Source organism: Tetzosporium hominis (assembly GCF_002265435.1).
Classification (GTDB): domain Bacteria; phylum Bacillota; class Bacilli; order Bacillales_A; family Planococcaceae; genus Chryseomicrobium; species Chryseomicrobium hominis.
Genome location: NZ_NOKQ01000187.1, coordinates 64,234 through 88,294 on the forward strand (window position 1 = coordinate 64,234; position 24,061 = coordinate 88,294).

The 24,061-nt window shown below is 43.9% G+C and carries 27 protein-coding genes and 1 riboswitch; of the genes, 10 read left to right on the top strand and 17 right to left on the bottom strand.

What is annotated here, in order from left to right; genetic code table 11:
• Positions 1 to 2: 2 nt before the first annotated feature.
• Positions 3 to 518 carry a peptide-methionine (S)-S-oxide reductase MsrA gene (gene msrA, locus CF394_RS04165; protein WP_094941971.1) on the bottom strand — a complete coding sequence of 172 codons (516 nt, stop codon included), beginning with the start codon at positions 516 to 518 and terminating at the stop codon, positions 3 to 5.
• 109 nt (positions 519 to 627) lie between these two features.
• On the opposite strand from msrA, the gene CF394_RS04170 reads away from it, so the two are divergent.
• The 5 genes from CF394_RS04170 to CF394_RS04190 all read left to right on the top strand — a co-directional run bounded on the left by CF394_RS04170 (position 628) and on the right by CF394_RS04190 (position 5,139).
• Positions 628 to 1,551 (top strand): LCP family protein, encoded by a 924-nt coding sequence (locus CF394_RS04170; protein ID WP_094941972.1) that lies wholly within the window; start codon positions 628 to 630, stop codon positions 1,549 to 1,551.
• An 11-nt stretch (positions 1,552 to 1,562) separates the two neighbouring features.
• A complete protein-coding gene (locus tag CF394_RS04175) occupies positions 1,563 to 2,765 on the top strand; it encodes an AI-2E family transporter (protein ID WP_094941973.1) in 1,203 nt (400 codons plus the stop codon).
• A gap of 2 nt (positions 2,766 to 2,767) precedes the next feature.
• Positions 2,768 to 3,151 (top strand): sporulation protein, encoded by a 384-nt coding sequence (locus tag CF394_RS04180; RefSeq protein WP_094941974.1) that lies wholly within the window; start codon positions 2,768 to 2,770, stop codon positions 3,149 to 3,151.
• A 54-nt stretch (positions 3,152 to 3,205) separates the two neighbouring features.
• Positions 3,206 to 3,309, top strand: a riboswitch (SAM riboswitch).
• A 58-nt stretch (positions 3,310 to 3,367) separates the two neighbouring features.
• Entirely contained in the window at positions 3,368 to 4,276 is a 909-nt protein-coding gene (gene metA / locus CF394_RS04185) for a homoserine O-acetyltransferase MetA (RefSeq protein ID WP_094941975.1), read from the top strand.
• A gap of 5 nt (positions 4,277 to 4,281) precedes the next feature.
• A complete protein-coding gene (locus CF394_RS04190; RefSeq protein WP_094941976.1) occupies positions 4,282 to 5,139 on the top strand; it encodes an aminoglycoside phosphotransferase family protein in 858 nt (285 codons plus the stop codon).
• Between the two features lie 170 nt (positions 5,140 to 5,309).
• Here CF394_RS04190 and parC read toward each other — a convergent pair whose 3' ends face one another.
• Positions 5,310 to 7,730: a DNA topoisomerase IV subunit A gene (gene parC, locus CF394_RS04195; protein WP_094941977.1), complete on the bottom strand. Its 2,421-nt coding sequence runs from the start codon at positions 7,728 to 7,730 to the stop codon at positions 5,310 to 5,312.
• Entirely contained in the window at positions 7,730 to 9,697 is a 1,968-nt protein-coding gene (gene parE / locus CF394_RS04200) for a DNA topoisomerase IV subunit B (protein ID WP_094941978.1), read from the bottom strand. The genes parC and parE overlap by 1 nt, the downstream gene beginning before the upstream one ends.
• Positions 9,698 to 9,883: 186 nt before the next feature.
• Here parE and plsY point away from each other — a divergent pair, with 186 nt between their 5' ends.
• Together plsY and CF394_RS04210 are read left to right on the top strand one after the other, a co-directional pair.
• Positions 9,884 to 10,489 carry a glycerol-3-phosphate 1-O-acyltransferase PlsY gene (gene plsY / locus CF394_RS04205; RefSeq protein ID WP_094941979.1) on the top strand — a complete coding sequence of 202 codons (606 nt, stop codon included), beginning with the start codon at positions 9,884 to 9,886 and terminating at the stop codon, positions 10,487 to 10,489.
• A gap of 12 nt (positions 10,490 to 10,501) precedes the next feature.
• Complete coding sequence (locus CF394_RS04210; RefSeq protein ID WP_094941980.1) at positions 10,502 to 10,798, top strand: HesB/YadR/YfhF family protein; 297 nt, start codon at positions 10,502 to 10,504, stop codon at positions 10,796 to 10,798.
• On the opposite strand, the gene CF394_RS04215 is transcribed toward CF394_RS04210, so the two are convergent.
• The 4 genes from CF394_RS04215 to CF394_RS04230 all read right to left on the bottom strand — a co-directional run bounded on the left by CF394_RS04215 (position 10,783) and on the right by CF394_RS04230 (position 15,063).
• Entirely contained in the window at positions 10,783 to 11,136 is a 354-nt protein-coding gene (locus CF394_RS04215) for a hypothetical protein (RefSeq protein WP_439332854.1), read from the bottom strand. The genes CF394_RS04210 and CF394_RS04215 overlap by 16 nt on opposite strands.
• Positions 11,121 to 11,540, bottom strand: a complete 420-nt coding sequence (locus CF394_RS04220) for an acyl-CoA thioesterase (RefSeq protein ID WP_279327638.1) — start codon at positions 11,538 to 11,540, stop codon at positions 11,121 to 11,123. The genes CF394_RS04215 and CF394_RS04220 overlap by 16 nt, the downstream gene beginning before the upstream one ends.
• A 201-nt stretch (positions 11,541 to 11,741) precedes the next feature.
• Positions 11,742 to 14,453, bottom strand: coding sequence for an aconitate hydratase AcnA (gene acnA, locus CF394_RS04225; protein ID WP_094941982.1), 2,712 nt, complete (start codon positions 14,451 to 14,453; stop codon positions 11,742 to 11,744).
• Positions 14,454 to 14,571: 118 nt separating this feature from the next.
• Positions 14,572 to 15,063 (bottom strand): DinB family protein, encoded by a 492-nt coding sequence (locus tag CF394_RS04230; RefSeq protein WP_094941983.1) that lies wholly within the window; start codon positions 15,061 to 15,063, stop codon positions 14,572 to 14,574.
• A 236-nt stretch (positions 15,064 to 15,299) separates the two neighbouring features.
• Here CF394_RS04230 and CF394_RS04235 point away from each other — a divergent pair, with 236 nt between their 5' ends.
• The gene (locus tag CF394_RS04235; RefSeq protein WP_094941984.1) at positions 15,300 to 15,842 is read left to right on the top strand and encodes a cysteine hydrolase family protein; all 543 of its coding nucleotides are present in this window, start codon (positions 15,300 to 15,302) and stop codon (positions 15,840 to 15,842) included.
• Between the two features lie 91 nt (positions 15,843 to 15,933).
• Entirely contained in the window at positions 15,934 to 16,188 is a 255-nt protein-coding gene (locus tag CF394_RS04240; RefSeq protein ID WP_094941985.1) for a GlsB/YeaQ/YmgE family stress response membrane protein, read from the top strand.
• Positions 16,189 to 16,223: 35 nt separating this feature from the next.
• On the opposite strand, the gene CF394_RS04245 is transcribed toward CF394_RS04240, so the two are convergent.
• From CF394_RS04245 to CF394_RS04265, 5 genes are all read right to left on the bottom strand, one after another.
• The gene (locus CF394_RS04245; protein WP_094941986.1) at positions 16,224 to 16,904 is read right to left on the bottom strand and encodes a lytic transglycosylase domain-containing protein; all 681 of its coding nucleotides are present in this window, start codon (positions 16,902 to 16,904) and stop codon (positions 16,224 to 16,226) included.
• A gap of 78 nt (positions 16,905 to 16,982) precedes the next feature.
• Positions 16,983 to 17,561, bottom strand: coding sequence for an SCO family protein (locus CF394_RS04250; RefSeq protein ID WP_207761683.1), 579 nt, complete (start codon positions 17,559 to 17,561; stop codon positions 16,983 to 16,985).
• A gap of 75 nt (positions 17,562 to 17,636) precedes the next feature.
• Positions 17,637 to 17,774, bottom strand: coding sequence for a YvrJ family protein (locus tag CF394_RS04255; protein ID WP_094941987.1), 138 nt, complete (start codon positions 17,772 to 17,774; stop codon positions 17,637 to 17,639).
• Between the two features lie 70 nt (positions 17,775 to 17,844).
• Entirely contained in the window at positions 17,845 to 18,057 is a 213-nt protein-coding gene (locus CF394_RS04260) for a DUF2922 domain-containing protein (RefSeq protein WP_094941988.1), read from the bottom strand.
• A gap of 19 nt (positions 18,058 to 18,076) precedes the next feature.
• Positions 18,077 to 18,292: a DUF1659 domain-containing protein gene (locus CF394_RS04265; RefSeq protein ID WP_165767452.1), complete on the bottom strand. Its 216-nt coding sequence runs from the start codon at positions 18,290 to 18,292 to the stop codon at positions 18,077 to 18,079.
• 105 nt (positions 18,293 to 18,397) lie between these two features.
• Between CF394_RS04265 and CF394_RS04270 the strand changes: the two genes are divergently transcribed.
• Entirely contained in the window at positions 18,398 to 18,826 is a 429-nt protein-coding gene (locus tag CF394_RS04270) for a DUF2621 domain-containing protein (protein WP_207761684.1), read from the top strand.
• A gap of 47 nt (positions 18,827 to 18,873) precedes the next feature.
• Here the strand turns inward: CF394_RS04270 and CF394_RS04275 are convergent, their stop codons facing one another.
• The 5 genes from CF394_RS04275 to CF394_RS04295 form a co-directional block, all read right to left on the bottom strand.
• Positions 18,874 to 19,362: a CcdC family protein gene (locus CF394_RS04275; protein WP_094941991.1), complete on the bottom strand. Its 489-nt coding sequence runs from the start codon at positions 19,360 to 19,362 to the stop codon at positions 18,874 to 18,876.
• Entirely contained in the window at positions 19,352 to 19,681 is a 330-nt protein-coding gene (locus CF394_RS04280) for a thioredoxin family protein (protein ID WP_094941992.1), read from the bottom strand. The genes CF394_RS04275 and CF394_RS04280 overlap by 11 nt, the downstream gene beginning before the upstream one ends.
• A gap of 12 nt (positions 19,682 to 19,693) precedes the next feature.
• Positions 19,694 to 20,404 carry a cytochrome c biogenesis CcdA family protein gene (locus tag CF394_RS04285; RefSeq protein ID WP_094941993.1) on the bottom strand — a complete coding sequence of 237 codons (711 nt, stop codon included), beginning with the start codon at positions 20,402 to 20,404 and terminating at the stop codon, positions 19,694 to 19,696.
• Positions 20,405 to 20,484: 80 nt separating this feature from the next.
• Positions 20,485 to 22,272 (bottom strand): ABC transporter ATP-binding protein, encoded by a 1,788-nt coding sequence (locus CF394_RS04290; protein ID WP_094941994.1) that lies wholly within the window; start codon positions 22,270 to 22,272, stop codon positions 20,485 to 20,487.
• Positions 22,265 to 24,025 (bottom strand): ABC transporter ATP-binding protein, encoded by a 1,761-nt coding sequence (locus CF394_RS04295; protein ID WP_094941995.1) that lies wholly within the window; start codon positions 24,023 to 24,025, stop codon positions 22,265 to 22,267. Before CF394_RS04295 ends, CF394_RS04290 begins: the two co-directional genes overlap by 8 nt.
• Between the last annotated feature and the right edge of the window lie 36 nt (positions 24,026 to 24,061).

Here is a 24,061-nt window from a genome sequence, read left to right on the forward strand (position 1 = left end):
TGTCACTTCCAGTTCTTTTCGATAAACTCGTCACGACCGGACTGTGCACGATCTTGCTGATAGTGGTCCGGTTCTTTTTTATAAAAGTCTTGATGGTAGTCTTCTGCCTCATAAAAGGTAGAAGCAGGTAAGATACGAGTGACAATAGGTTTCTGGAACTTGCCACTAGCTGCTAATTCATCTTTTGCTTTTTCAGCAAGTTGCTGCTGTTCCTCCGTTGTATAGAAAATTGCTGTACGGTATTGGTCCCCTCGGTCTTGGAACTGGCCCTCATCGTCAGTAGGGTCGATTTGTTGCCAGTAGATCTCAAGTAGTTGGCTATACGGGAACAAAGTAGGATCAAATTCAATCTCTACGACTTCTAAATGACCTGTAGTACCAGTTTTTACCTGTTCGTAAGTTGGGTTGTCGACGTGACCACCCATGTAACCAGATGTCACTTTATGAATGCCAGGATAGCTATCAAATGGTTTTACCATACACCAAAAACAGCCACCAGCAAAAATTGCTTTTTCCATTGTATCTCCTCCGATTCGTGGTGCTGAAAAAATTCTATCACTTCTGCGCAAACTATGAAACTACTTGTTCTTCCAATACGTTATGATATCTATAGAAAGGGTGTTGACCATGGAAGAATTACGAACAGAGAGACGGAGTCGTAGGAGACGCAGATCTCCATTCAAAGGCGTACTGAAGCTTCTTTTAGTGCTGGTGCTTGTCGTCATCGGGTATGCGGCATTTACGTATTGGCAAGGTACTCAATTAGCAGAAGAACAAGAGTCAGAAGATTTTTCTGGTACGGCTTATGACGGAGGGCGAATGAATGTCTTGCTTTTAGGTGTTGATAGCAGAGGGGAAGAACAATCGCGTACCGATACAATGATGATTGCTTCCTGGGATCCTGAGACGAATGATGTTAAACTGGTATCTCTCATGCGAGACATTTATGCCGAAATTCCAGGATACCAATCCTATAAACTCAATACAGCCTACTATTTAGGCGGAGCGGAACTAACGAAACAGACGATAGAAGGGATGTTTGGTGTCCCGATTCATCATTATGCACTCATTGATTTTACGAGCTTTGAGACGATGGTAGATGTGTTAGCTCCGAACGGAGTAGAAATCGATGTAGAAAAAGACATGTCCGAGGAAATCGGTGTAGAATTGAAACAAGGTATTCATAAACTTTCAGGAAAAGAGCTTTTGGGGTATTCAAGGTTTCGTAAAGACGAAGAAGGCGACTTTGGACGCGTGAGACGCCAACAAGTCGTGATCGAAGCTTTGTCAGAAGAAATGACTTCACCAAGAAACCTGCACCGGCTGCCTAAGTTTGCAGGGGCTTTAAATGGGTATATTCAAACAGATATCGACAGCACAGAAAAGCTTGGCTTCCTACTAGACGCTGCTACAGGGGGCAAGCCAGAAATCGAGCGCTTGACCATTCCTCGCGAAGGGGAGTACAGCTACAACTCTTACAGTCATGCCGGAAGTGTAATCGAAATCAATAAGGAAGCAGCTCAGACTGCGATTTCAGAGTTTCTCAAGTAGGGGGAAAAGCTATGTTTGAAGACAAAAAGCCAGGGTTTTTTGACACAAGATTTATTCAATTTTTAGGCGGGAAGAATACGATCTTTGCTTTACTTCTAATTGTCTTGATAGGATTGACCATATTTATTTTCGATTTGGTATCGTTTGTGTTTAATCCACTTACCGTCTTTTTAGGAAATGTCGTATTACCCATCATCTTAGCAACTATCGTGTATTACTTATTGCGTCCGGTATTGCGTTTACTAGAACGGGCAAAGGTTCCGCGCATTTGGGGTATCTTGATTCTGTTCTTGGCAGTCGTAGGACTGATCACTCTGATTGTACTGCTCGTATTTCCCTATTTAAAAGAACAATCGATTCGTTTTATCGAAAACTTCCCTGATGACTTTTCGCTGCTTGTGAACAACTTTACAGCTTGGCTGCAGACATCGATGTTTTCAGGCTACTACGATACGATTGAAGCAGACCTTAATGAGATGATTCAAGATCTACCAAGTCAACTGGCGATGTTTTTCCAAGATACGTTCACTAGGATCGCTACGGGAATCACATCTTTTATTGGTGCAATCACCAGTTTTATTTTAGCCCTTGTCACAGTACCGTTTATCGTTTTTTACTTACTAAAAGACGGGGAGAAGTTGCCACAGTACATCTTACGCATGTTGCCTCCTCGTATGCGTGACGAGACGGCACAAGTGTTCACGGACATCGACAAGCAGATCAGCTCATACATACAGGGGCAATTATTGGTCTCCGCTGCCATTGGGTTCATGGTGTTCATTGGATTCAGTATCATCCAGATGCCCTATGCCGTACTTCTAGGAGCAATTGCTATGGTGACGAGTGTGGTGCCATACCTCGGACCAATTATTGCAATTACACCAGCTGTCATCATCGCATTGATTCAATCCCCGTTCATGTTACTGAAGCTTGCAGCAGTATGGACCGTTGTCCAGTTAGTTGAAGGAAAGTTTATATCGCCTCAGATCATGGGCAGAACATTGCATATTCATCCGATTACAATCATCTTTGTTTTAATTACGGCCGGTGCTTTATTTGGAGTGCCTGGCGTTATCCTTGGGATTCCAGGGTATGCTATAGTTAAAGTAATTGTTACACACTTTTTCAGATTGTTTAAAATGCGGTATAATCGATATGAGCCGGTTGTGGACAATCACTATGAATATAGTACGAAAACAAATAAGGTGGAGTAGTTATGAATTCGTTTGAATCACATATTGAAAAAGGCATGATCAAAATTGATACGGTGGTTGACCATCCGTATATCGAGCACGGCATCAATCTCTCTGGTACCATCTACATTGAAGGGCTAGAAAATGATGAAGATCTTGAAGACATTCGTCTAGAGGTATGTAAGAAAGAAACACGTGACCTTGTTGCAAAACAATCCTTCGAGCCTGTGGGGAATGCGGCTTCTAAAGGTACGCGTATGATTCCTTTTGAAATCATGCCAGATGAGCGCTGGATGCCTGAAGAAGGAGAAGAAGCGACACATCTGACATTGATCACAACAGCGTTCTTCGGAGATGGAAGCCAAGTGCAAGATGAGGACGATTTGATCTTCGATATTGAAGAATAGCTTGTCACTTCTTTCCCGTAATGCTAAAATGACAGCATCATCCAAATTAAATATCAATTATCAAGAGAAGCCGAGGGACATGGCCCCGTGACGCTTCAGCAACCTCTGCAGTGCAGAAAGGTGCTCCCTCCATCAAGTGCTGACTTGGAAGATAATATTACCGACACTCTGCCCTTGTATGGGTAGAGTGTTTTTATTTTGAAGGAGTGAACTGGAATGCCTATCAATCTACCGAAAGAACTACCTGTAATCGAGAAATTGCGAGAGGAAAATATTTTTGTGATGGATTCGGAACGTGCCCACACACAAGATATCCGACCTCTCGAAGTGTTGATCGTCAATTTGATGCCTGAGAAAGAAAAAACCGAACATCAATTGCTACGACTGCTTGGGAACACACCACTTCAGACCAATGTCACCTTCCTACGGATGGCGAGTTATCAGCCAAAAAACGTCAGTAACAGCCATTTGGATCAGTTTTATAAAGTGTTTGACGACATCAAAGACCGTCGCTTCGATGGAATGATCCTAACGGGAGCTCCTGTAGAGCAGATGCCGTTTGAGGAAGTTGCCTACTGGCCAGAGATTGTAACGTTGTTATTTTGGGCCAAGACGCATGTGACATCGACTCTTTCGATTTGCTGGGGGGCACAAGCTGTGCTTTACCAAGAGTTTGGTATTGATAAGGAAGCATTACCTGAAAAGTGCTCAGGAGTCTTTTCTCATCAATTAGTAGCACCACATCTGGCTCTCGTACGAGGATTTAACGATACGTTCCTTGCGCCTCATTCAAGACATACGACTGTCTCTTACGAAGCGATTTTGAAGCAGCCAGAGCTCGAACTAGTTGCATTATCAGAAGACGCTGGAGTTTTCTTAATCCAGTCGAAAGATCAGCGCCATATAATGGCTACCGGCCACTTAGAGTATGATGCAACTACTCTCCGTGACGAGTACGAACGAGACGTAGCAAAAGGGTTAAAGTGCCAGGTGCCTGATAACTATTTTCCTAATGACGATCCATCGCAGACTCCCCAAAACACATGGAGATCTCATACCCATCTGTTATTCTCTAATTGGTTAAATTATTATGTGTATCAACAGACGCCTTTTGATTGGAGCTAGATTTTATGACTTTTGAAGAAAAAATTGCCGCAGCATTTGGTGAGCAAGGGGAGAGATGGCTTGAGAAGCTCCCCCAGCTGATCCGAAAAGTGGAGTGTGAACACGGGCTCCACTCGATTCAACCTTTCTCTAATCTGTCCTACAATTACGTAGCAAGAGCTATAAAAGAGGGGCAAGAAGTGGTTGTAAAGATTGGCTTACCTGGATATGACTTCACAAATGAGGTTAGGGCTCTTGAAGCGTTTGATCAAACTATCATAGCCGCACTGTTAGTTTCAAATGTTGAAGAAGGCTACTATATTATGGAAAGTATTTCGCCTGGAACTACTTTAAATGCTCAATTTCCCGATACGAGAACTAATGTTCGATTTTTTGTGGAGCAGTGGAGGAGACTACATGATATAGTTCCATCTGAAACGATAGAAATAACATTACCTAGCATTGATACATGGTTTCGCACGCTAGATGCTGAAATCTCTGAACTACCAGAAGCTTGGATAGTTGAAGCAAAACTTGCAAATTCTAGACTGAAAGAACTGCAGCAAGATACGAATCTTCATGGAGATTTGCATCATGAGAACATTTTATATGACAAATCACGAGGATATATGATTATTGATCCTAAAGGCGTTGCTGGACATTCATATTATGATTGTGTGCAATTTTTGTTGAATAAGAACCGTTCTGTGGATGAGTTTGCTCAAAAAGTTATGTGGTTGATTGAAGACTATGGATTTGAAGAAATAAAACTGCTAGATGCAATCAAAGCACTGGGGATGGTTTATCTGGTGTGGGCTCATGAAGACAAGGATCCAGAAGCTCAAGATCGCTATAGTATGATAGAATGGATTATGGAAAGATAGAAAAAGAAGGAGACCCAGATTTAGGTCTCCTTTTCGTTTAAGATAAATTAGTTTCCATAATATATATTATCTAAAGTTACGTATCATAAAGTAGTATACTTGAAATAATGAGATATTTGAGAAAAAACCAGGATTTTTAGGTCCTGGTTTTTTGTATGATTTATTCTGTTTTAAAAATCTTTTACTTTAAATCTTTGAATAGCTCCAACAGCATCCACATCCACCAAGAAACTGCCATTTGAATAGCGATCGACAGACTTTAGTTCTTTAACGATTAATGGTTCACTGTCGCCTTTAGCTGTTTGAGGAATCAATACAGCATCATTTGGAACGTACTTTACATCGACAATTCGATGCGCATTCGTTTTTAATTCTCGTAATACTACCACTCCACGTTTTGCACGTGAACTTGGTTCCAACTCTTTACGAGCCAGTTTCTTCACAGCGCCTCTATGCGTCACGACCACAAAGAAGTTTTGGCTGTCTTTTGCAATCATCGTTGTAGCAACTACGGCGTCCCCGTCTTTTAGATTGATTCCCTTCACCCCTGCTGTCTTAACACCAGTAATTGGGATCTCATCTAAAGAGTACGTTAATGCATAGGCTCCCATAGTGAAGAATGCAATATCATCTGAAGGATTTGCAAAGTGTACGGATACGACTTCGTCACCTTTTTTTAATTTCATTGCTTTTAATGTGCGGTTGTATCGCTGAACGTAGAACTCAGCAAGTAATGACCGCTTCACTTGACCATCTCTAGAGACCGTAACCACAGTATGGTCTAATTCAAACGACTCGATGGCCGCAGCGTGAATGATCTGTTCGCTTGGATCTAGCTGCACGATACTAGAAATATGCTGGCCTAGGTCTTTCCAGCGGATCTCCGGCAACTCGTGGACCGGCTGATAGATGTAGTTTCCAAGACTCGTGAACAGTAGCAAGTGATGCTGTGTGTTGCTCGTCATATCGAGCAGTAACTCATCTGTCTCTTTCATCGCAAAGTCTTTCCCGTTAGATGCTTGATACGAGCGAAGTGACGTTCGCTTCACATAGCCTTCTTTTGTCACCGTTAGGCGCACATCTTCACTCGGAATCAACACATCGAGTGTCAATTTGATTTCTTCAATAGCATCTTCAATCACAGAACGACGGGGTTCTGCATACGCTTTTCGGACGTCTTGAAGTTCTTTCTTGATGACGCGAATCAGCTTCTTCTCGTCACCTAGAATACCTTGTAATTGTGCAACAAGCTTTGTAAGGTCTGCATGTTCTGCTTCAAGAGCCGTAATATCCGTATTTGTTAAACGGTATAGTTGAAGTGACACGATGGCTTCAGCTTGTTCTTCTGTGAACTCATACGACGCCTTCAAATTTTCTTTCGCGTCTCGCTTGTCTTTTGAAGCACGGATTGTCGCAATTACTTCATCTAGAATGGATAACGCCTTCATCAAACCTTCCACAATATGAAGACGAGCTTTCGCACGCTTCAAATCAAAATCAGAGCGCTTGCGAATGACTTCTTTTTGATGCTCTAAGTACGCATCTAGAAGTAGTGGCAAGGTCATCATCGTTGGGCGACGATTGTAGATGGCGATCATATTGAAGTTGTACGACACTTGAAGGTCTGTGTTCTTCAGTAGATACTGCAAGATGCCGTGTGCATCTACGTCTTTTTTCATTTCAACTACGATACGAAGGCCAGTACGGTCAGATTCGTCTCGAATATCCGCAATCCCATCTAAACGCTTGTCAGAACGCTGTTCGTCCATGCGTTTGATCAGATTCGCTTTGTTGACTTCATAAGGAAGCTCAGTGATTACGATTTGCTGCTTGTTTCCTTTGATCGACTCGATTTCTGTTTTAGAGCGTACGATAATTTTCCCTTTACCTGTCTCATAAGCTTTCTTGATGCCGTCGACACCTTGGATGATACCCCCTGTTGGGAAGTCAGGTCCCTTCATCACTGTCATCAGTTCATCGACAGTAACTGCAGAGTTCTCCATGTACATGAATAACGCATCAATGACCTCGTGCAAGGCATGTGGCGGGATATCAGTTGCGTATCCAGCAGAGATACCTGTTGACCCGTTCACAAGGAGATTCGGGAAACGAGCAGGTAACACAGTTGGTTCGCTGTCGGAATCATCAAAGTTTGGGATAAATTCAACCGTCTCTTTTTGGATGTCTCTCAACAACTCTGAGGAAATCGCTGATAGACGAGCTTCTGTATAACGCATTGCAGCTGGTGGATCTCCGTCAACAGAACCATTGTTTCCGTGCATCTCAACAAGCAAGTTTCGAAGCTTCCAGTCCTGGCTCATCCGTACCATCGCTTCATACACTGAGCTGTCTCCGTGTGGATGGTAGTTCCCGATTACATTACCGACGGTCTTCGCAGATTTCCGGAACGCTTTGTCATTTGTGTTGCCTTCAGTATACATCGCATACAGGATACGACGTTGTACTGGCTTCAAACCATCTCGTGCATCCGGTAGTGCGCGGTCTTGAATAATATATTTACTGTATCTGCCGAAGCGGTCGCCGATGACCTCTTCGAGTGGCAGATCTTGAAAACGTTCGATTTGGGACATTACAGTTCACTCTCCATATGAATACGTTCATTTTCTAGTATCGTGCCATCTTCTTCGAGACTGAAGTCGACGTGGCTCTCAATCCATTTACGTCGTGGTTCAACCTTATCACCCATCAAGGTCGTCACACGGCGCTCTGCCCGTCCTCCGTCTTCAATTGTGACACGAATCAGTGTACGCGTCTCTGGGTTCATCGTCGTCTCCCAGAGCTGATCCGCATTCATCTCACCTAATCCTTTATAACGCTGCAGAGCATACCCTTTACCGATTTTTTTAATCGATTCTTGTAGTTCCTTTTCAGTCCATGCATACGTGCTGACTTCTTTCTTGCCGCTTCCCTTGAACACTTTGTAAAGAGGTGGTAAGGCGATATAGACCTTTCCTGCTTCAATCAATGGTTTCATATAGCGGTAGAAGAACGTGAGAAGCAATACTTGGATGTGAGCACCGTCCGTATCAGCATCGGTCATGATGACGATCTTGTCATACGCGATGTCTTCTACATTGAAATCAGCACCGACTCCCCCGCCAATAGCATGGATGATTGTCGCGATCTCTTCGTTTTTCATGATGTCGACGAGCTTTGCTTTTTCTGTATTGATGACCTTCCCGCGAAGTGGCAGGATGGCTTGGAACGTACGGTCGCGACCTTGTTTGGCAGAACCTCCAGCAGAGTCACCCTCTACTAGGTACAGTTCGTTACGTTTCGCATTTCGAGACTGAGCAGGTGTCAGCTTCCCAGAAAGAAGCGTATCGTTCTTCTTCCGCTTCTTGCCGCTTCTCGCTTCTTCACGAGCCTTGCGCGCTGCTTCACGTGCTTGTTGGGCACGGATAGCTTTGCGAATCAAAGAAGCCGTCAAATCGGCGTTTTCTTCTAAAATGTATTGAAGCTTTTCTGAAATGACGGTGTCCACCGCACTTCGCGCTTCGTTTGTACCAAGCTTTCCTTTTGTTTGACCTTCAAACTGCAGCATGTTTTCTGGGATACGCACGGAGATGATCGCCGCAATCCCTTCGCGTACGTCAGAGCCGTCTAAGTTCTTATCTTTTTCTTTGAGTAAACCCGTCTTGCGCGCATAGTCGTTGAAGACGCGAGTCAGTGCGGCTTTGGCGCCTGTCTCATGGGTTCCGCCGTCACGTGTGCGTACGTTGTTGACGAAAGATAGAATCGTCTCTGAATAACCATCGTTGAACTGGAACGCGAACTCGACTTCGATATCTGACTGTGTGCCTTCCATGTAAAAGACGTTGTGCAGGGTGTCTTTCTCTTCATTCAAATAAGCAACGAAGGCTTCTATCCCTGTCTCATAGTGATAGACTTCCGTTGTATCCGTTCTTTCATCTTTTAAAGTGATACGCAGTCCCTTTAATAAGAAAGCTGACTCACGGAGACGCTCACTTAGAGTTTCAAAATTGTATTTGGTCACAGAGAAGATTGTTGGGTCTGGTAAGAAATGAACAAGTGTCCCTGTCTCTTTCGTTTTCCCTGTCTCGTGTAAGGCAACTTCGACTTTTCCACCGTGAGAAAACTTTTGATAGAATTTCTTACCGTCTCGGTGGATCTCTACTTCTACTTCAGTGGACAGTGCATTCACAACAGAAGCACCGACCCCGTGAAGTCCGCCACTAGTCTTGTATCCGCCTTGTCCGAACTTTCCTCCGGCGTGCAATACGGTAAAAATGACTTCAGCAGTAGGCTTCCCAGTCTTGTGAGTTCCTGTTGGCATACCGCGGCCATAGTCACGGACGCTGATGCTGTTGTCTTCATGAATCGTGACGTCGATTTGAGTTCCAAAGCCTGCCAGACTTTCATCTACGGCATTGTCGACAATCTCATAGACTAAATGGTGAAGACCTCGTGTGTCCGTAGATCCGATATACATCCCGGGTCTCTTACGTACTGCTTCCAGACCTTCAAGTACTTGAATATCATCATCTGTATAGGCTGTTAATGTCTGTTTTGCCAAGTTGTTCTCTCCAATCAAACGTGTGTTCTATTTTTAACGATACGCTTGTCTAGCATTGATGTCAACCGCTAGACCGTCATTCTCTAAGTGTAAAGAAACAGCGAAAAGATTGCAATGCACTCTGTCCATTCAAAATTCGGTTATGGTAAACTACTACTACAGAACTGTTTGTTAAAGGAGACTGCTATGATTACTGGAATTGCACTTTTACTCGCCTACCTGCTCGGCTCTATCCCGACAGGACTTATAATAGGAAAGGTTTTCTTTAAGATAGATATCCGAGAACACGGGAGTGGAAATCTCGGTGGAACCAATACATTCCGTGTACTTGGAAAACCAGCTGGCTTGATCGTGTCGCTAATCGACATCTTAAAAGGGACGGCCGCTGTATTGCTACCGGCATTTGCGGTGTTCTCTGAGGTGGGTGTTCATCCCCTTGTTCTTGGAGCGGTTGCGGTCATCGGTCACATGTATCCGGTTTTTGCCGGATTCCGTGGAGGGAAAGCAGTTGCAACGTCTGCTGGCGTACTACTCGGCTACAACTGGTTGTTCTTCTTGATCCTGCTCGTCTTATTCTTTGTGTTCTTGAAACTCACAAAAATGGTGTCGTTGACATCGATCTTACTTTCTATCACGGCTTTCTTAATGGCGATAGGGTCACATTTCTTGATTCGCCCTGATGTTCCGCTTATTCTATTGATAAGTGTCTTGATGATCTTTATCGTGTACCGTCACCGTGCGAACATCTCGCGCATTCGTCAAGGTACAGAACCAAAAATCTCTTGGATATAGGAAGTGAGCTCGATGAACATCGTGATCTCAGAACAAGCACTACACTGGTTTAAAACAGATATGGATGCTGCAAGCGGTGAATGGATTCAGTTTTATGCGCGCTACGGAGGTAGCAGTAAGCTCCATGAAGGGTTTACGCTTGGGATGACCAAGGCGGAGCCTGATGAACCAGCCGTGCAGCAAGACTTTGATGATATCCATTTCTACATTGAAGAACGAGACCTGTGGTACTTTGATGACCACGACCTCCATGTGGATGTAGATGAAGAACGAAATGAAATTGTATTTGACTATCAAAAAAGATCGTAGCCTCCTCCGAGGTTACGATCTTTTTTTTGTATGAACCGCGTATATTGATCTACTAGACCCTCGTCGACTAGTACCTGCTCCTGGATGTCTCCGAACAAGTCAAAATGAGGGTAGTCTTCTTTATGATCGATCCAGGCCTCTTTGAGACCATACCTGCGTCCCCACTCTGCAAGACGCTTTGTATCTTGGCAACCGACTTTCGTGACAGAAGTCGAATTTGGAAAACGAGGGTCTAACCAGTAATGCGTCAAGATAGCCATCTCTCCTGCTTCGATTCGCCGCTTCCACTCTACTAATTCTGTTCTTGAGATTCCAAAAGCCATTATGCTTGCACGCACGCTTTCTCGTATGCCTCATGCCACTCTTGATCGACTTTCGATAGTGCGATAGGACGGAATGTCTCTTTTGCAACTAACGTGTGTACGGTCTTGGCGGTAGCGAGGACTGTACCATCTTCTTTAGTGACTTCATAGCCGTAAATTGTCTTTAGACGGCTGTAGGAGTCAATCCACGTTGATACAGAGACTGTATCCCCATAGCGCGCGCTCTGTTTGTATTGAATGGAAACATCTAATACAGGAGACAGGTAGCCTTTTGATTCAAGTCCCGCATAATCAAATCCCAAGTCTTTGATCAATTGTGTCCGCCCCATCTCGAGCCAGACTAAATAATTGGCGTGGTAGACGACGCCCATCTGGTCAGTTTCTGCGTACCGAACTTCAATAGATTTGTTACTTTTCAAGTTAATTCACCTCTCTATCAGTATACATCATAAAACAGGAAGTACTAAACTAACTAAATGTTATCCAAAAATAACAATCTTAGAAACTCTATATTATTTCAATATAGTTATACAGTTTTTCTTTATTATCCTCACTTATATCAGGTGTTTAAGCATGAAAAAACCCCTCCCCACCGAAGTGAAGAGAGGTCTGTTGAAAGCTTACGCTTCTAACATTTTGTTACGAAGTACCATCTGAAGGATACCACCGTGACGGTAGTAATCTACTTCTACTTCTGAATCGAAGCGAGCAAGTACTTGGAATGTTTTTTCAGAACCGTCTTTAGCTTTTGCAGTAACTGTTAAGATATCACGTGGTTTTACGCCTTCTGCGATATTCACGCTGATCTCTTCAGTCCCAGTTAAGCCAAGTGTATCTGCGCTCTCGCCTTTCATGAATTGAAGTGGAAGTACACCCATCATTACAAGGTTTGAACGGTGGATACGCTCATAGCTCTCCGCGATAACTGTTTTGATGCCTAGAAGGTTTGTACCTTTCGCAGCCCAGTCACGTGAAGATCCCATACCGTAATCTTTACCAGCAAGAACAACAAGTCCTGTACCATCTTGTTGGTACTTCATTGCTGCATCGTAGATCGCCATGATTTCACCAGTTGGCCAGTAAGTTGTGTAACCGCCCTCTGTACCTGGTGCCACTTGGTTACGGATACGGATGTTTGCAAACGTACCACGCATCATGACTTCGTGGTTCCCACGGCGTGAACCGTAAGAGTTGAAGTCGCGGATCTCTACGCCTTTTTCACGAAGGTAGCGACCTGCTGGTGTATCTTTACCGATCGCTCCAGCTGGAGAGATGTGGTCCGTAGTGATTGAATCGCCAAATTTCGCAACAACGCGAAGTCCAGATAAAGTTTGAATGTCTTGTGGCTCTTTAGATAGACCTTCGAAGAACGGTGGATTCTGGATGTATGTTGAATTCTCATCAAATGCATACAGGTCATCGTCTGGAGTTTCAATTGCATTCCACTCTTCGTTCTCTGTGAATACGCGAGCGTACTCTTTACGGAACAATTCAGGAGTTACAGTTGAGTGAACTGCTTCTTTTACTTCTTCAGTAGTTGGCCAGATGTCTTTGAAGAATACATCGTTACCGTCTTTGTCTTGACCGATTGGGTCATTTTGAAGATCGATATCAACTGTACCTGCAAGTGCATATGCCACAACTAATGGTGGAGAAGCTAAGTAGTTTGCTTTTACTAATGGGTGAACACGGCCTTCAAAGTTACGGTTACCAGATAATACAGATGTCACTAGCAAGTCGTTATCGATGATGCCTTGCTCGATTTCAGGAAGAAGTGGACCTGAGTTCCCGATACATGTTGTACAGCCATAACCTACAAGGTTGAATCCGATTTGCTCAAGTGATGATAGCAAGCCAGAATCTTGTAAATAACCTGTTACAACTTTTGAACCTGGTGCTAATGAAGTCTTCACGTAAGCAGGAGGAGTTAATCCTTTTTCAACTGCTTTCTTTGCAACTAAACCAGCGCCAAGCATTACGTATGGGTTAGAAGTGTTCGTACAAGATGTGATAGCTGCGATTGCAACTGCACCTGTAGGAATGGTAACTTCTTTGCCATCAAGCTCGATTGTTGCTGTTTTTGCGAATTCTTTCTTAGAAAGACCGAAACCTTGGTTTCCTTGTGGAGCGACAACAGCTTTATTGAATTCTTCTTTCATTGCTGAAAGTGGAATCAAATCTTGTGGACGCTTAGGACCTGAAAGGTTTGGCTCGATAGCAGAAAGATCTAGTTCGATGATGTTTGTATAAGTAGGCTCTACTGAATCTGCTGTGAAGAACATGTCATTTGCTTGTAGGTAAGCTTTAACCACTTCAATGTTCTCTTCTTCACGGCCCGTTAGACGCATGTAGTCAAGTGCTTCTTCATCTACCGGGAAGAAACCACAAGTTGCGCCGTATTCAGGTGCCATGTTAGCAATTGTTGCACGGTCAGCAAGTGGAAGTTGAACAACGCCTGGTCCGAAGAACTCAACGAATTTGCCAACTACGCCAGCTTTACGTAAAACTTCAGTTACTTTAAGAGCCAAGTCAGTAGCAGTTGTTCCGTTTGGAAGTTCTCCTACTAGACGCACTCCGATAACTTCTGGAATTGGGAAGTATGAAGGTTGACCAAGCATTCCTGCTTCCGCTTCGATACCACCTACACCCCATCCAAGTACACCGATACCATTGATCATCGTTGTATGAGAATCCGTACCAACAAGTGTATCTGGGAATGTTTCAAATGTGCCATCTTCGTTCTCAACAGCGTGAACAACGTTCGCTAAGTACTCTAAGTTTACTTGGTGAACGATACCCGTTGCTGGTGGAACTGCACGGTAGTTGTCATAAGCTTTTTGTGCCCAGCTAAGGAACTGGTAACGCTCAGCATTACGCTCAAACTCAAGCTCCATGTTTAAACGAAGCGCGTCGTTTGTTCCGTATTTGTCAACTTGTACCGAGTGGTCGATAACAAGGTCAACTGGAATCTCAGGGTTGATTTTTGATGGGTCTCCACCCATTTTTGCCATTGCTGAACGAAGTGCAGCAAGGTCAACAACTACAGGAACTCCTGTAAAGTCTTGAAGGATAACGCGTGACGGCTTGAATGGAACTTCCGCCTCTGGGTCGTTTTCTTTGCCCCAGTTCGCTAATTTTTCAACATGGTCATCCTTGATCACGTAGCCGTCATATTGACGAAGTACAGATTCAAGTAGCACTTTGATAGAATACGGCAAGCGTGATACGTTTGCGATTCCTGCTTCTTCTAAAGCTTTTAAACGGTAATAGTTATACGTCTTGCCATTCACTTCAAATGAAGCGCGGCTCTGATGTAAATTGCTTTTTGCCATCGTGTTTCCTCCTTTGCATAATGAAAGAGACATATGTCGCTTTTCTCCACTATTAATCTTATAACAGTGAACGTGATAAGTAAATTACATTAAAATTATTAATCTTGATAAGATTTCTTTATATCTTTAATTGTTGTAAAATTTCTTCTAATTGCTTCAAATGCCGTTTCTCGTGGAACCCTAGGAATACAAACCACTGTCCAAGTGAAAGATAGCCAAACACCGGATGTTTCATTGCTTTTGTTTTCTTCTCGACAGGCGTGAACTGTTTGTAGAGATCTAAAATTTGCATGCGAGAGTCAAATAGTTGTTTGTAGATGTCCTCTTTTGACTTTTCATCTTCTTGTGGGGCGAGCTGTGATGGTGCCGTGACCTTAATAGCACGAACGGTAGTCAAACGAATTGGCTTTTTTAATACTTTCTTATCTTCCGCTCTTCCTTCTCTCATCAATCGAGCGATGTAGGCATCCATCCGCGCAATGTGCTCGGCCACTTCCCGTGGACTCCAAGTTTTCTGGTCGGGTCTTTCATTAAATTGATCTTCTGGAATCGTATGTAGGGTACGCACCAAGTGATCACGAATCGTGTTTAAATGTTTTAGAGTATCCATTTGTCGTCTCCTCACAGTGAAAAAGAGTGGAAACTGCTTCCACTCTTTTAGTAAAATTGGATAAAGTCAAAGGTGAGTGTAACAACAAACAAGGTGTGAAGTCCAGCAAACCACATGGCGTGTTTCGTCCAACGTTTGTGTAATTCATAATCCATCTTGTTGTCCCTCCTTTTTTCTTAGTATACAATTTTTCAGAACATTTGAAAAACATTTTATTCAAGAAAGGATGACGCAATATGAAGGAAGCTTTACTAGTAGTCGACTATACAGTGGATTTTGTCGCTGATGATGGAGCGCTCACTTGTGGTAAGCCAGGACAGGCAATTGAAGAGAAAATCGTTTCTTTATGTGAAGAGTTCGTCCAACAAAATCAAGTGATTGTTTTCCCTGTAGACCTTCATTATAGAAACGATACGTATCATCCGGAGACTGCACTGTTCCCTCCACACAATATTGAAGGAACACCAGGACGAGATTTGTATGGGTCTCTTGATGATTTTTACGAGGAACATAAAACCCATATCTATTATATGGACAAACGTCGCTACAGTTCCTTCGCTGGGACGAATCTGGATCAGTATTTACGAGAACGAGAGATTACGACAGTTCATATCGTCGGTGTCTGTACAGATATCTGCGTGTTGCATACCGCGGTCGATGCCTACAACCTTGGTTATGACATTGTAATTCATGAAGAAGCTGTGGCATCGTTTGATCCTCAAGGTCACGAATGGGCACTACGCCATTTCAAAAACACCCTTGGCGCAGAAATAAAATAATTTTTTTCGTGAATAGGTTTAAGAATTCTTGTCTAAGGATATTTAAAGAGTGTACTCATACATTAACATTAGACAAGGAGAGTGAAGGAAAATGGAATTTCTTTTATACTTAATCGTAGGTGGAATCATCGGATGGGTAGCTGGACTTATTTTAGGTAAGGACATTCCGGGCGGAGTTATCGGAAACATTATCGCTGGTATCGTAGGTGCTTGGGTTGGGGGCATGTTGTTCTCAGACTTCGGACCATCAATCGCGGGTATGGCAATCGTTCCTGCTTTAATCGGTGCTATCATCGTAATCTTCATTGTTTCATTTATCATGAAAGCAATGCGTAAAGCAGCATAAAAAAAAGCCTCTTCTGAGGCTTTTTTTTTATGGTCTTATTCAGGTCGTGCCGTCACATTTTCAGTATACGTATCACTGTACAAATTATAGAAATGGAGCACATCAGCCACGTATTCATCCGAACGGTTGTAAAGATAGATGGCTGCTTCTAACTCCCCTTCTGCTGCTCCGTTCGAGCCGAGATAGTTCGCTGCGCTGTAAACCGCATCTGTTAAACTATACGGATCGGCGATTCCATCTCCGTCTCCGTCTACCCCGTATCCTCCGTACTTGGCAATCACTTCAGGATCCGTCTTTTCCTCTTGTGGAATTTCACCTTGCCCGAGTCCACTACATGTCGGATGCGACCAGCCCACAAAAGTACACGGCATGAACTGCATATGCCCTTCTGCTCCCACTGGTGACAACAAAGGATCCATAGTTGAAAAGCGTGTCTCGATACGATGATGTGCTGCTAACAGTTGCCAGGGCACTCCGTATTCTTCTTCGGCTGCCTGATAAACAGCAATATAGTCTTCTGGTATCTCAGGGTCACGGAACTCCACCTTCTTCGCTTCTACAAACTGGCCGATTTCATGGGCCCACGGAATGTTCCGTAGTTCATGCCATCCGATGACGGACAAAAAATACCCGACAATCATAAAAGGAAGAAATAAGCCGACAAACCAAAGTTTACGACGAATCATTTTTTTGTGATTTAGTTTTTTGGTTTTCATAGAGAATCACCTTCATCTAATGCTTGTCCTATCATACTATAATTCTGATAAAAAAAGAAACTGCCCAAATCGGACAGTTTACTCTTCAGACAGTGCCTTCATGTCCTCTGCAATTTCATCTACAGGAACGTCACTGACTCCACTATAGCTTTTCACAACGATTCCTTCTTGATCAACCAAGTAAAAGCTGCTTCCGTGAATGACTTGGTCTGAATTGGCGTCATTTTGTACAAGTGCTTTAAACGAGTTTTTCGCCAGCTGGCTAATGAATGCTTGGTCATACCCTGTCAAGAGCTCCCATTTTGACTCGTCAGCGAGCTCATACATGCTCAAGTATTCTGTCAGTACTTCAGGGCTATCAACTTCAGGGTCGACGCTGAATGCAACGATTTTGTAGTTTTCAACGCCTTGTTCTTCAAGAGCTTCTTGAATATCTTTCAAGTTGGCCGTCATAGGCGGACAGATGGTCGCACAGTTTGTGAAGATAAAGGCACTTAGCCATACCGTTCCTTGTAAGTCCTCTAAAGCAAGTGTTTCTCCTCGGTGGGTTGTCGCTGAAAATGACTCGACTTCCCAATCCGTCTGACGCTCGAAACCGCCGCCACATCCAGCGAGAATTGTCACGACTGCAAGTAGGGTTAGCAACAACTTTTTCAAATGGATCACTCCTCATCTTACTCCTAATGATAGTCGTTTCAATGAGTGGGGTCAATCCAAATGAACGGCTGTTTCTTACACTTTTGTGACAGGAGTGATTGCCACAAGTGCATCACGAATGGCTTCTAAGCGAGATTCGATTCTATGCAGGAGATAGAAAGATACTACGACTGGAAAGCCAATTTCTTGAATGATTGCGACCCATTGATCCATAAGAACACCTCCCTCCTTATAATTTGTTTAGTAGTTTAAAAACCTCCCCCACGAGTGGAGGAGGCTCAGATTAGAATAAACTTTGAACGCTTCGATCGATGATTTGTGCAGAGACGGCTTCTGTTGCCGGCTCCCCCTCGACCGCAAACACTTCTGCAGCAAGGATAGCCTGCATAGCAGTCTGCACTTCTGCCAGTGTCAGATCCGCGCGGGGCTCTTCAACTGCTACCGTGATTTTCTTACCGGCAGTATTGCCGAATTCCAATTGTAACGTTTTCGCCATTGTTAGGTCCTCCTAGTCATTAGATGATTTCGTCTACTTCTTGCTTCTCTGCTGACAGTAATTCTTTTGCTGAAAGGCTGCCTAGTTGAACAGCCACTTGGTACATTGCATCCGCTGAACTTGTCGGTTCAATATGAATGTACGACTTCGAGTGACGCTTCGGTTTGTTGTCTGCAGTCATACCGTCATCATAGACGAGACGCAAAACGGAACTCTTTAAAATGTAATTGGCCATGTTGTTCACCTCCTTCATCCTCTATATAGGAGAGTTCAAAGAAAAGGGATACGATGGATGAATTTTTGTGCGGAACATTGTATACTTAAGGCGAGGTGAACGATAGTGTTAGATGGCTGGTTTCTTTGGTTTATATTATTTTGGGTCGTCGTGTTGATTTCGTTGATGGCCATTGGCGGATATTTTATGTTCCGAAAGTTTTTAAAAGCCCTTCCTAAACAAGATGGCAAGTCCGATCTAGACTGGGAATCGTATTATGTAGATAAGACCATTCACTTGTGGTCTGATGAACAAAAAGCATTGCTCAATGAACTTGTTGAACCTGTACCTGAATTGTTCCGTCCGGTCGCCAAGCAAAAGATTGCTGGTCGTATCGGGCAATTGGCGCTCGAAGAAGATGCGAAGGCCATCACACAAGAACTTTTGATTCGCGGCTATATTTTAGCTACACCAAAACGAGATCATAAGTTTCTTCGCAAAAAGATGGCGGAACTGCATATTGACCTAAGTCCTTATGAAGTCTATTTCCAATAAAAAATACCGTACCTACTTTGGAGTGTTTCCAAAAAGGTACGGTATTTTTAGTTGCTTTGAAGCTTTAGCTTTTTAAATTTTGTATACATAGCAAGACGCCACGGGACGATCATACCAAAGGCAAGTAGCCAGAACATGCCGCTGAGTTCCCCAACATCGATTTCACTGCTCAAGAGCAATTTCATGACGATACGGACAGCTAGCAGTCCAAAAAGGATGAAGACGAATGCTTTAGAAGGCTTTAAGAAGATGTCTCCTTCTCGTCGCTCGAAATTAGAGGTCTTGATCAGCAAAATGGAAAAGACCATACCAACTGCGACTGCTTCCAGTACGTGAATCCAAGGAACTCGAAAGAACGGAAATACGAACATCAACGCTCCTGTAGACATGAAGAGCGGTGGCAATAAAATCTTCTTTGCACTCGCTGGCTTCTTGGCTGCACGGCTACGCACAATGGTTAGAGCGGTTCCCATGACGACCGCTGTCACAATCGAGAGTGTGACCAACAGTTCTTGCGGTATCCACTCAAAGAACATCGTCTGTCACCTCTTGCAGTTGATCTAGTCGGAAAATCAATTCTTGCATCGGCACAAACCGTGCAAAGCGTTGAATTTCTTTTGCCTGGTGCCATAGAAGAACAACTGGAGCAGTATAGAGCCCGAGTTGCCCCGCCACTTCGGGCACATCTGCGATATTTACTTTATAGAACGGGATGGTATAGTTTGCTTCTATTTCTTGCACCTGTGGTAGCAGCCCTTCACAGACCGAGCAACCAGTGGTCTTAACGAATAGCAATCCCACAGGTTGTTGTTCACGGACTGTCTGCCACTCTTCAAATGTTTGAATGTCTTTCATAGGTTCACTTCCTTAAAAACCGGTAAAGTCCCCGAAAATTGGGCTTAAGATCCGGATAATCCATGTAAGGCCGTCAAAGAACAAGATGACCCCTAGCACAATCATAATATATCCGCCGATTTTCATAAACTGTTCACTATGCTTTTTCATCCACTGAGTTCGTGTGACAAAGAACGACAATAAGAAGAATGGAATAGCAAATCCAAGAACGTAAGCGACCATATACCAAATACCTTGGTCAGGATTTTGGCTTGCCATTACAAGCACTGCAGCAAGGATAGGGCCCGTACACGGCTGCCAACCTGCAGCAAATGCCATTCCGATTAAACTACTACCGAGGTAACCGGAAGGACGATTTTTGAATTTTAATCGTTTTTCAGACATCAAGAAGTCCGGTTTGAACACACCAACTACTAGTAGACCAAAAATTACGATTAAAATAGCCCCAACTTGACGAATCAGATCTCCATATTGAATGAAGAATGTGCTGAGCCACGACGTCGCAAAACCGAGTGCCAAAAAGATAACGGAGAATCCAAGTAAGAAAAATAACGTATGAAACATGCCTCTGCGCTGCATTTGCTTCCGGTCAGTCTTCAATTCTTCAATCGTCATACCTGTGATATACGAAAGAAAAGCCGGATACAGCGGTAATGTACACGGGGATATAAAGCTCAAGAACCCTGCGCCAAAAGCAAGCCAGATGCTAACATCGGTTGCCAACAAAAATCACCCTTTCAGCTGAACTGTCTCCATCGTATCAGACTTTCCTTAAAATTACCTATCACTTGCTTATGACAGTTTTATGACATTTGTTCTTCCACGATGCCATTTTGTAGTTGATACATCTTGTGATACAACCCTTTTTGACGAATCAGTTCTTGATGGGTACCGCGTTCCACTATCTCTCCTTGATGGAGAACCAGGATCAGTTCCGCATCTTGAATTGTACTGAGTCGGTGTGCAATGGCAATCGTTGTACGTCCTTTTCGCATCTTTTCAAGACTTGTTTGGATGGCGACTTCTGTCTCTGTGTCGATGTTGGCAGTCGCTTCATCAAGGATGAGGACTTTCGGATCGGTTGCCATCGTGCGAGCAAATGCAACGAGCTGACGCTGCCCACTAGAAAATGTAGATCCACGCTCTGTCACTTTTTGTTGATAGCCATCTGGAAGTTCACGAATGAACTGATCCGCTTGAACAAACTCAGCAGCCGCACGTACTTGTGCACTCGTCATGTCCTTATCATGCAGACGAATATTGCTTTCAATATCTCCGTAGAACAAGAAAGGATCTTGAAGCACGAGGCCCATCTTTTTCCGTAGCTCGTTCATCGGGAAGTCTTTCAACGAATGGCCGTCAATAAGTATGTCCCCGTCGTTGTATTCATAAAAACGCATGAGTAAGTTGATGATCGAACTCTTCCCGCTTCCCGTATGACCCACGAGAGCGACGGTTTGTCCAGGTTCTGCCGTAAAGGAAATGTTCTTCAGTACGTCTTGACGCCCATCATAGGAAAACGTTAAGTTACGGAATTCGATCTTGCCATTTTCAATCTTGGCATTTGATTGGTCGCTTTGTGCAGGCGCCATGTCTTCCTCATCCATCAATGTAAATACGCGAGAAGCGGCAACGATGGCTTGTTGGAAGATGGAAAGGCGCTGCATGACTTGATTGATCGGTTCAAAAAAGCGGTCGATATACGTAACAAATACATAGATGACCCCAACTTCTACAGGATTTGAAAACGACGTGACTCCGAAATAGCTGAGCACGAGAATGATAGCCAGTGCATACACCAAATCAATAGCTGGACGTAAAAGCAAACTATCGAGTTTAATATTGCGTCGTCCCGCCTGGAAGTGTTTGTCATTGATCTCGCTAAACTCATCCCGTAAACGCTTTTCTTGTCGGAATGCTTGAATCATTCCCATACCAGCAAGAGATTCCGCAAGCTTTGCATTCAGTTGTGACAGTCGCTCACGTAAATCTTGATAGACTACTGAACTATGTTTTCGGTACGTATAAATGATGAATCCTAAAATCGGAAGTAACAGTGTCGCCATTAGAGCGAGTTGCGGATTGATGATGAACATCGCAATATATACCCCGATGACCAAAAACCCTGACTGTACAAATCCGACTAGTACGCTGACAAACATGTCTTTAATAGCTTCTGTGTCATTTGTGACGCGTGACACGATGCTCCCTGCTGGTGTGCGGTCAAAGTAGCGCATGCCAAGACCCTGGACTTTAGTGAAGACATCGATTCGCATCGTTTGAATAATTTTTAGCGCAAGCTTTTGAAACGTCATTAGCTGGAAATAGCTGATGATCACATTACTGATCTGGATAAAAATATAGGCTGCTGCAAGAGCGACAATCGCAGACTGCGGGAAATACCCAAGTGTCAAATAATCATCGATATAGATTTTTATTAAATACGGTCCGACGAGGTCGCCAATGACTGTTAAGGTCAATAAGACAAGGGCCATGATCATCATTTTTTTGTGAGGGATCAAATAGCGTAGTAAGCGTTTTAACACCTGCCACTGCATTTTACCTGTGAGTTTTGGCATCTTTTCATCCATTGCGATCGCCTCCTTGCTCAACGAGAGACTCGAGCTGCTGGAGCTGATACATCTCATAGTAGGTTCCTTCAAGTGCCATAAGTTCGTCGTGAGTTCCTTTTTCTTTGATGGTCCCATTCTCCATCACGATGATTTGATGCGCATGTTGAATCGCACTTAGTCGGTGAGACGTGATGATGGTCGTCTCATCACTTCGTTCTGCTTTCAACGCTTCCAGAATCGCTTCCTCCGTTTTCGCATCGACAGCAGACAAGGAGTCATCAAGAATCAGTAGTTCGGGTTGCATCATTAGGGCGCGTGCAATGGAAATGCGTTGCTTCTGCCCACCAGAAAGGGATACGCCTCGTTCACCGACGATTGTGTTATAGCCATCTGTGAAACGCGTGATATCATCATGGATGGCAGCAAGCTTCGTTGCTCGTTCGATCTCTTCTTGAGTTGCCTGGACATTCGTAAAGGCCACATTGAGACCCACCGTTGTAGAGAACAAGAAATGATCTTGTGGGACGTACCCAATAGCTTCGAGCAGACTTTCTTTCTTATAATCGCGAATGTCATGCTGACCATACGTGATATGACCTTCGTACCCTTCAAATTCACGCAGCAACAGTTTCAATATCGCTGTTTTCCCTGAACCTGTACGGCCTACAATTCCCAGGGTCTGTCCGCGGTCGAGTGTGAAGTGAACATTATGCAACGCCTTGCGCTCGTCCCCCGGGAAGGAGAATGAATCAATCGCGAACGTTACTTTTCCTTCAGGCTTCATTTCAATTGCACCGACACGATCGTCAATGTCTACTGGTTCAGAAAGCAACTGCTGGATGCGGTCATAAGAAGCACGCCCCCGTTCCACGATGTTGAACAACCAGCCAAATGCAAGCATCGGCCAAACAAGAAGACCTAAATACGTATTGAATGCGACGAGGTCTCCGATGGTCATCTCTTCGGACAAAATAAACTGAGTTCCAAAACTGATAGCTAAGAAGAAGCAGGCGCCGACAATCAGTGAAATCGTCGGGTCGAATAACGAATCTACTTTCGCGACGTGAACATTTTTGTCAACGACGTCTTGAGAGAGACGTTTGAAATCTTCCGTGTCCTCTTGTTCTTGACCAAATGTTTTGATGACTTTGATTCCGCTGATACTTTCTTGCGACTTATCATTCAAGTCAGAGAACGCCTCCTGAGCGAAACGGAAACGTTTATGTAGCAAGCGTCCGTAATAGCTCGTCGATAACACCATAAGTGGCATCGGTAAAAGCGCAATTAAAGTCAGTTTCCAGTTGATCGTGATGGCCATTGCGGCAATAACAAATCCTCCAGTTGCCAGTGAATCCACGAGTGTCAATACACCCGCTCCTGCTGTTTGTTGAACGGCGGATAAATCGTTCGTTGCGTGAGCCATTAAGTCTCCGACACGGCGTTTTTGATAAAATGCTGGTGACATACGGCTGAAATGTGTAAACAGTGTTTGGCGCATCCGTCTAGCAAGTAAGATGGCCGAGCCGAAAATCATCATTCGCCAGTAGTAGCGCAGAATGTACATCAGAATGGCTGCACCTGCAAGTAGCCCGAGCCACTGCAAAAGTAGTTCTGTTGTGAGTCGCTCCTCGTTGATGGCATCGACCACTTCCCCAATAATTCGAGGAGGGATAATGGTTAGAAATGCCACAACTAACAACATGACAATGCCGAGTCCGTAATGCCATTTTCTCTCTTTAAAGAACCAGGCAAGGTCTAAAAATACCTTCATGTGTTGTTCCCCTTTTCTCGTCCAATTTCAAAACCT

What these genes read in the sequence shown, in the direction of transcription:
- CF394_RS04235 (WP_094941984.1), top strand. Translation starts at nt 15,300, where the DNA reads ATGAAGGAAGCTTTACTAGTAGTCGACTATACAGTGGATTTTGTCGCT.
- CF394_RS04190 (WP_094941976.1), top strand. Translation starts at nt 4,282, where the DNA reads ATGACTTTTGAAGAAAAAATTGCCGCAGCATTTGGTGAGCAAGGGGAG.
- CF394_RS04280 (WP_094941992.1), bottom strand. Translation starts at nt 19,681, where the DNA reads ATGAAAGACATTCAAACATTTGAAGAGTGGCAGACAGTCCGTGAACAA.
- CF394_RS04230 (WP_094941983.1), bottom strand. Translation starts at nt 15,063, where the DNA reads ATGGATACTCTAAAACATTTAAACACGATTCGTGATCACTTGGTGCGT.
- CF394_RS04175 (WP_094941973.1), top strand. Translation starts at nt 1,563, where the DNA reads ATGTTTGAAGACAAAAAGCCAGGGTTTTTTGACACAAGATTTATTCAA.
- CF394_RS04255 (WP_094941987.1), bottom strand. Translation starts at nt 17,774, where the DNA reads ATGGATCAATGGGTCGCAATCATTCAAGAAATTGGCTTTCCAGTCGTA.
- CF394_RS04240 (WP_094941985.1), top strand. Translation starts at nt 15,934, where the DNA reads ATGGAATTTCTTTTATACTTAATCGTAGGTGGAATCATCGGATGGGTA.
- CF394_RS04275 (WP_094941991.1), bottom strand. Translation starts at nt 19,362, where the DNA reads ATGTTCTTTGAGTGGATACCGCAAGAACTGTTGGTCACACTCTCGATT.
- parC (WP_094941977.1), bottom strand. Translation starts at nt 7,730, where the DNA reads ATGTCCCAAATCGAACGTTTTCAAGATCTGCCACTCGAAGAGGTCATC.
- plsY (WP_094941979.1), top strand. Translation starts at nt 9,884, where the DNA reads ATGATTACTGGAATTGCACTTTTACTCGCCTACCTGCTCGGCTCTATC.
- CF394_RS04295 (WP_094941995.1), bottom strand. Translation starts at nt 24,025, where the DNA reads ATGAAGGTATTTTTAGACCTTGCCTGGTTCTTTAAAGAGAGAAAATGG.
- CF394_RS04210 (WP_094941980.1), top strand. Translation starts at nt 10,502, where the DNA reads ATGAACATCGTGATCTCAGAACAAGCACTACACTGGTTTAAAACAGAT.
- CF394_RS04260 (WP_094941988.1), bottom strand. Translation starts at nt 18,057, where the DNA reads ATGGCGAAAACGTTACAATTGGAATTCGGCAATACTGCCGGTAAGAAA.
- CF394_RS04170 (WP_094941972.1), top strand. Translation starts at nt 628, where the DNA reads ATGGAAGAATTACGAACAGAGAGACGGAGTCGTAGGAGACGCAGATCT.
- acnA (WP_094941982.1), bottom strand. Translation starts at nt 14,453, where the DNA reads ATGGCAAAAAGCAATTTACATCAGAGCCGCGCTTCATTTGAAGTGAAT.
- CF394_RS04265 (WP_165767452.1), bottom strand. Translation starts at nt 18,292, where the DNA reads ATGGCCAATTACATTTTAAAGAGTTCCGTTTTGCGTCTCGTCTATGAT.
- CF394_RS04180 (WP_094941974.1), top strand. Translation starts at nt 2,768, where the DNA reads ATGAATTCGTTTGAATCACATATTGAAAAAGGCATGATCAAAATTGAT.
- CF394_RS04245 (WP_094941986.1), bottom strand. Translation starts at nt 16,904, where the DNA reads ATGAAAACCAAAAAACTAAATCACAAAAAAATGATTCGTCGTAAACTT.
- msrA (WP_094941971.1), bottom strand. Translation starts at nt 518, where the DNA reads ATGGAAAAAGCAATTTTTGCTGGTGGCTGTTTTTGGTGTATGGTAAAA.
- CF394_RS04290 (WP_094941994.1), bottom strand. Translation starts at nt 22,272, where the DNA reads ATGGATGAAAAGATGCCAAAACTCACAGGTAAAATGCAGTGGCAGGTG.
- metA (WP_094941975.1), top strand. Translation starts at nt 3,368, where the DNA reads ATGCCTATCAATCTACCGAAAGAACTACCTGTAATCGAGAAATTGCGA.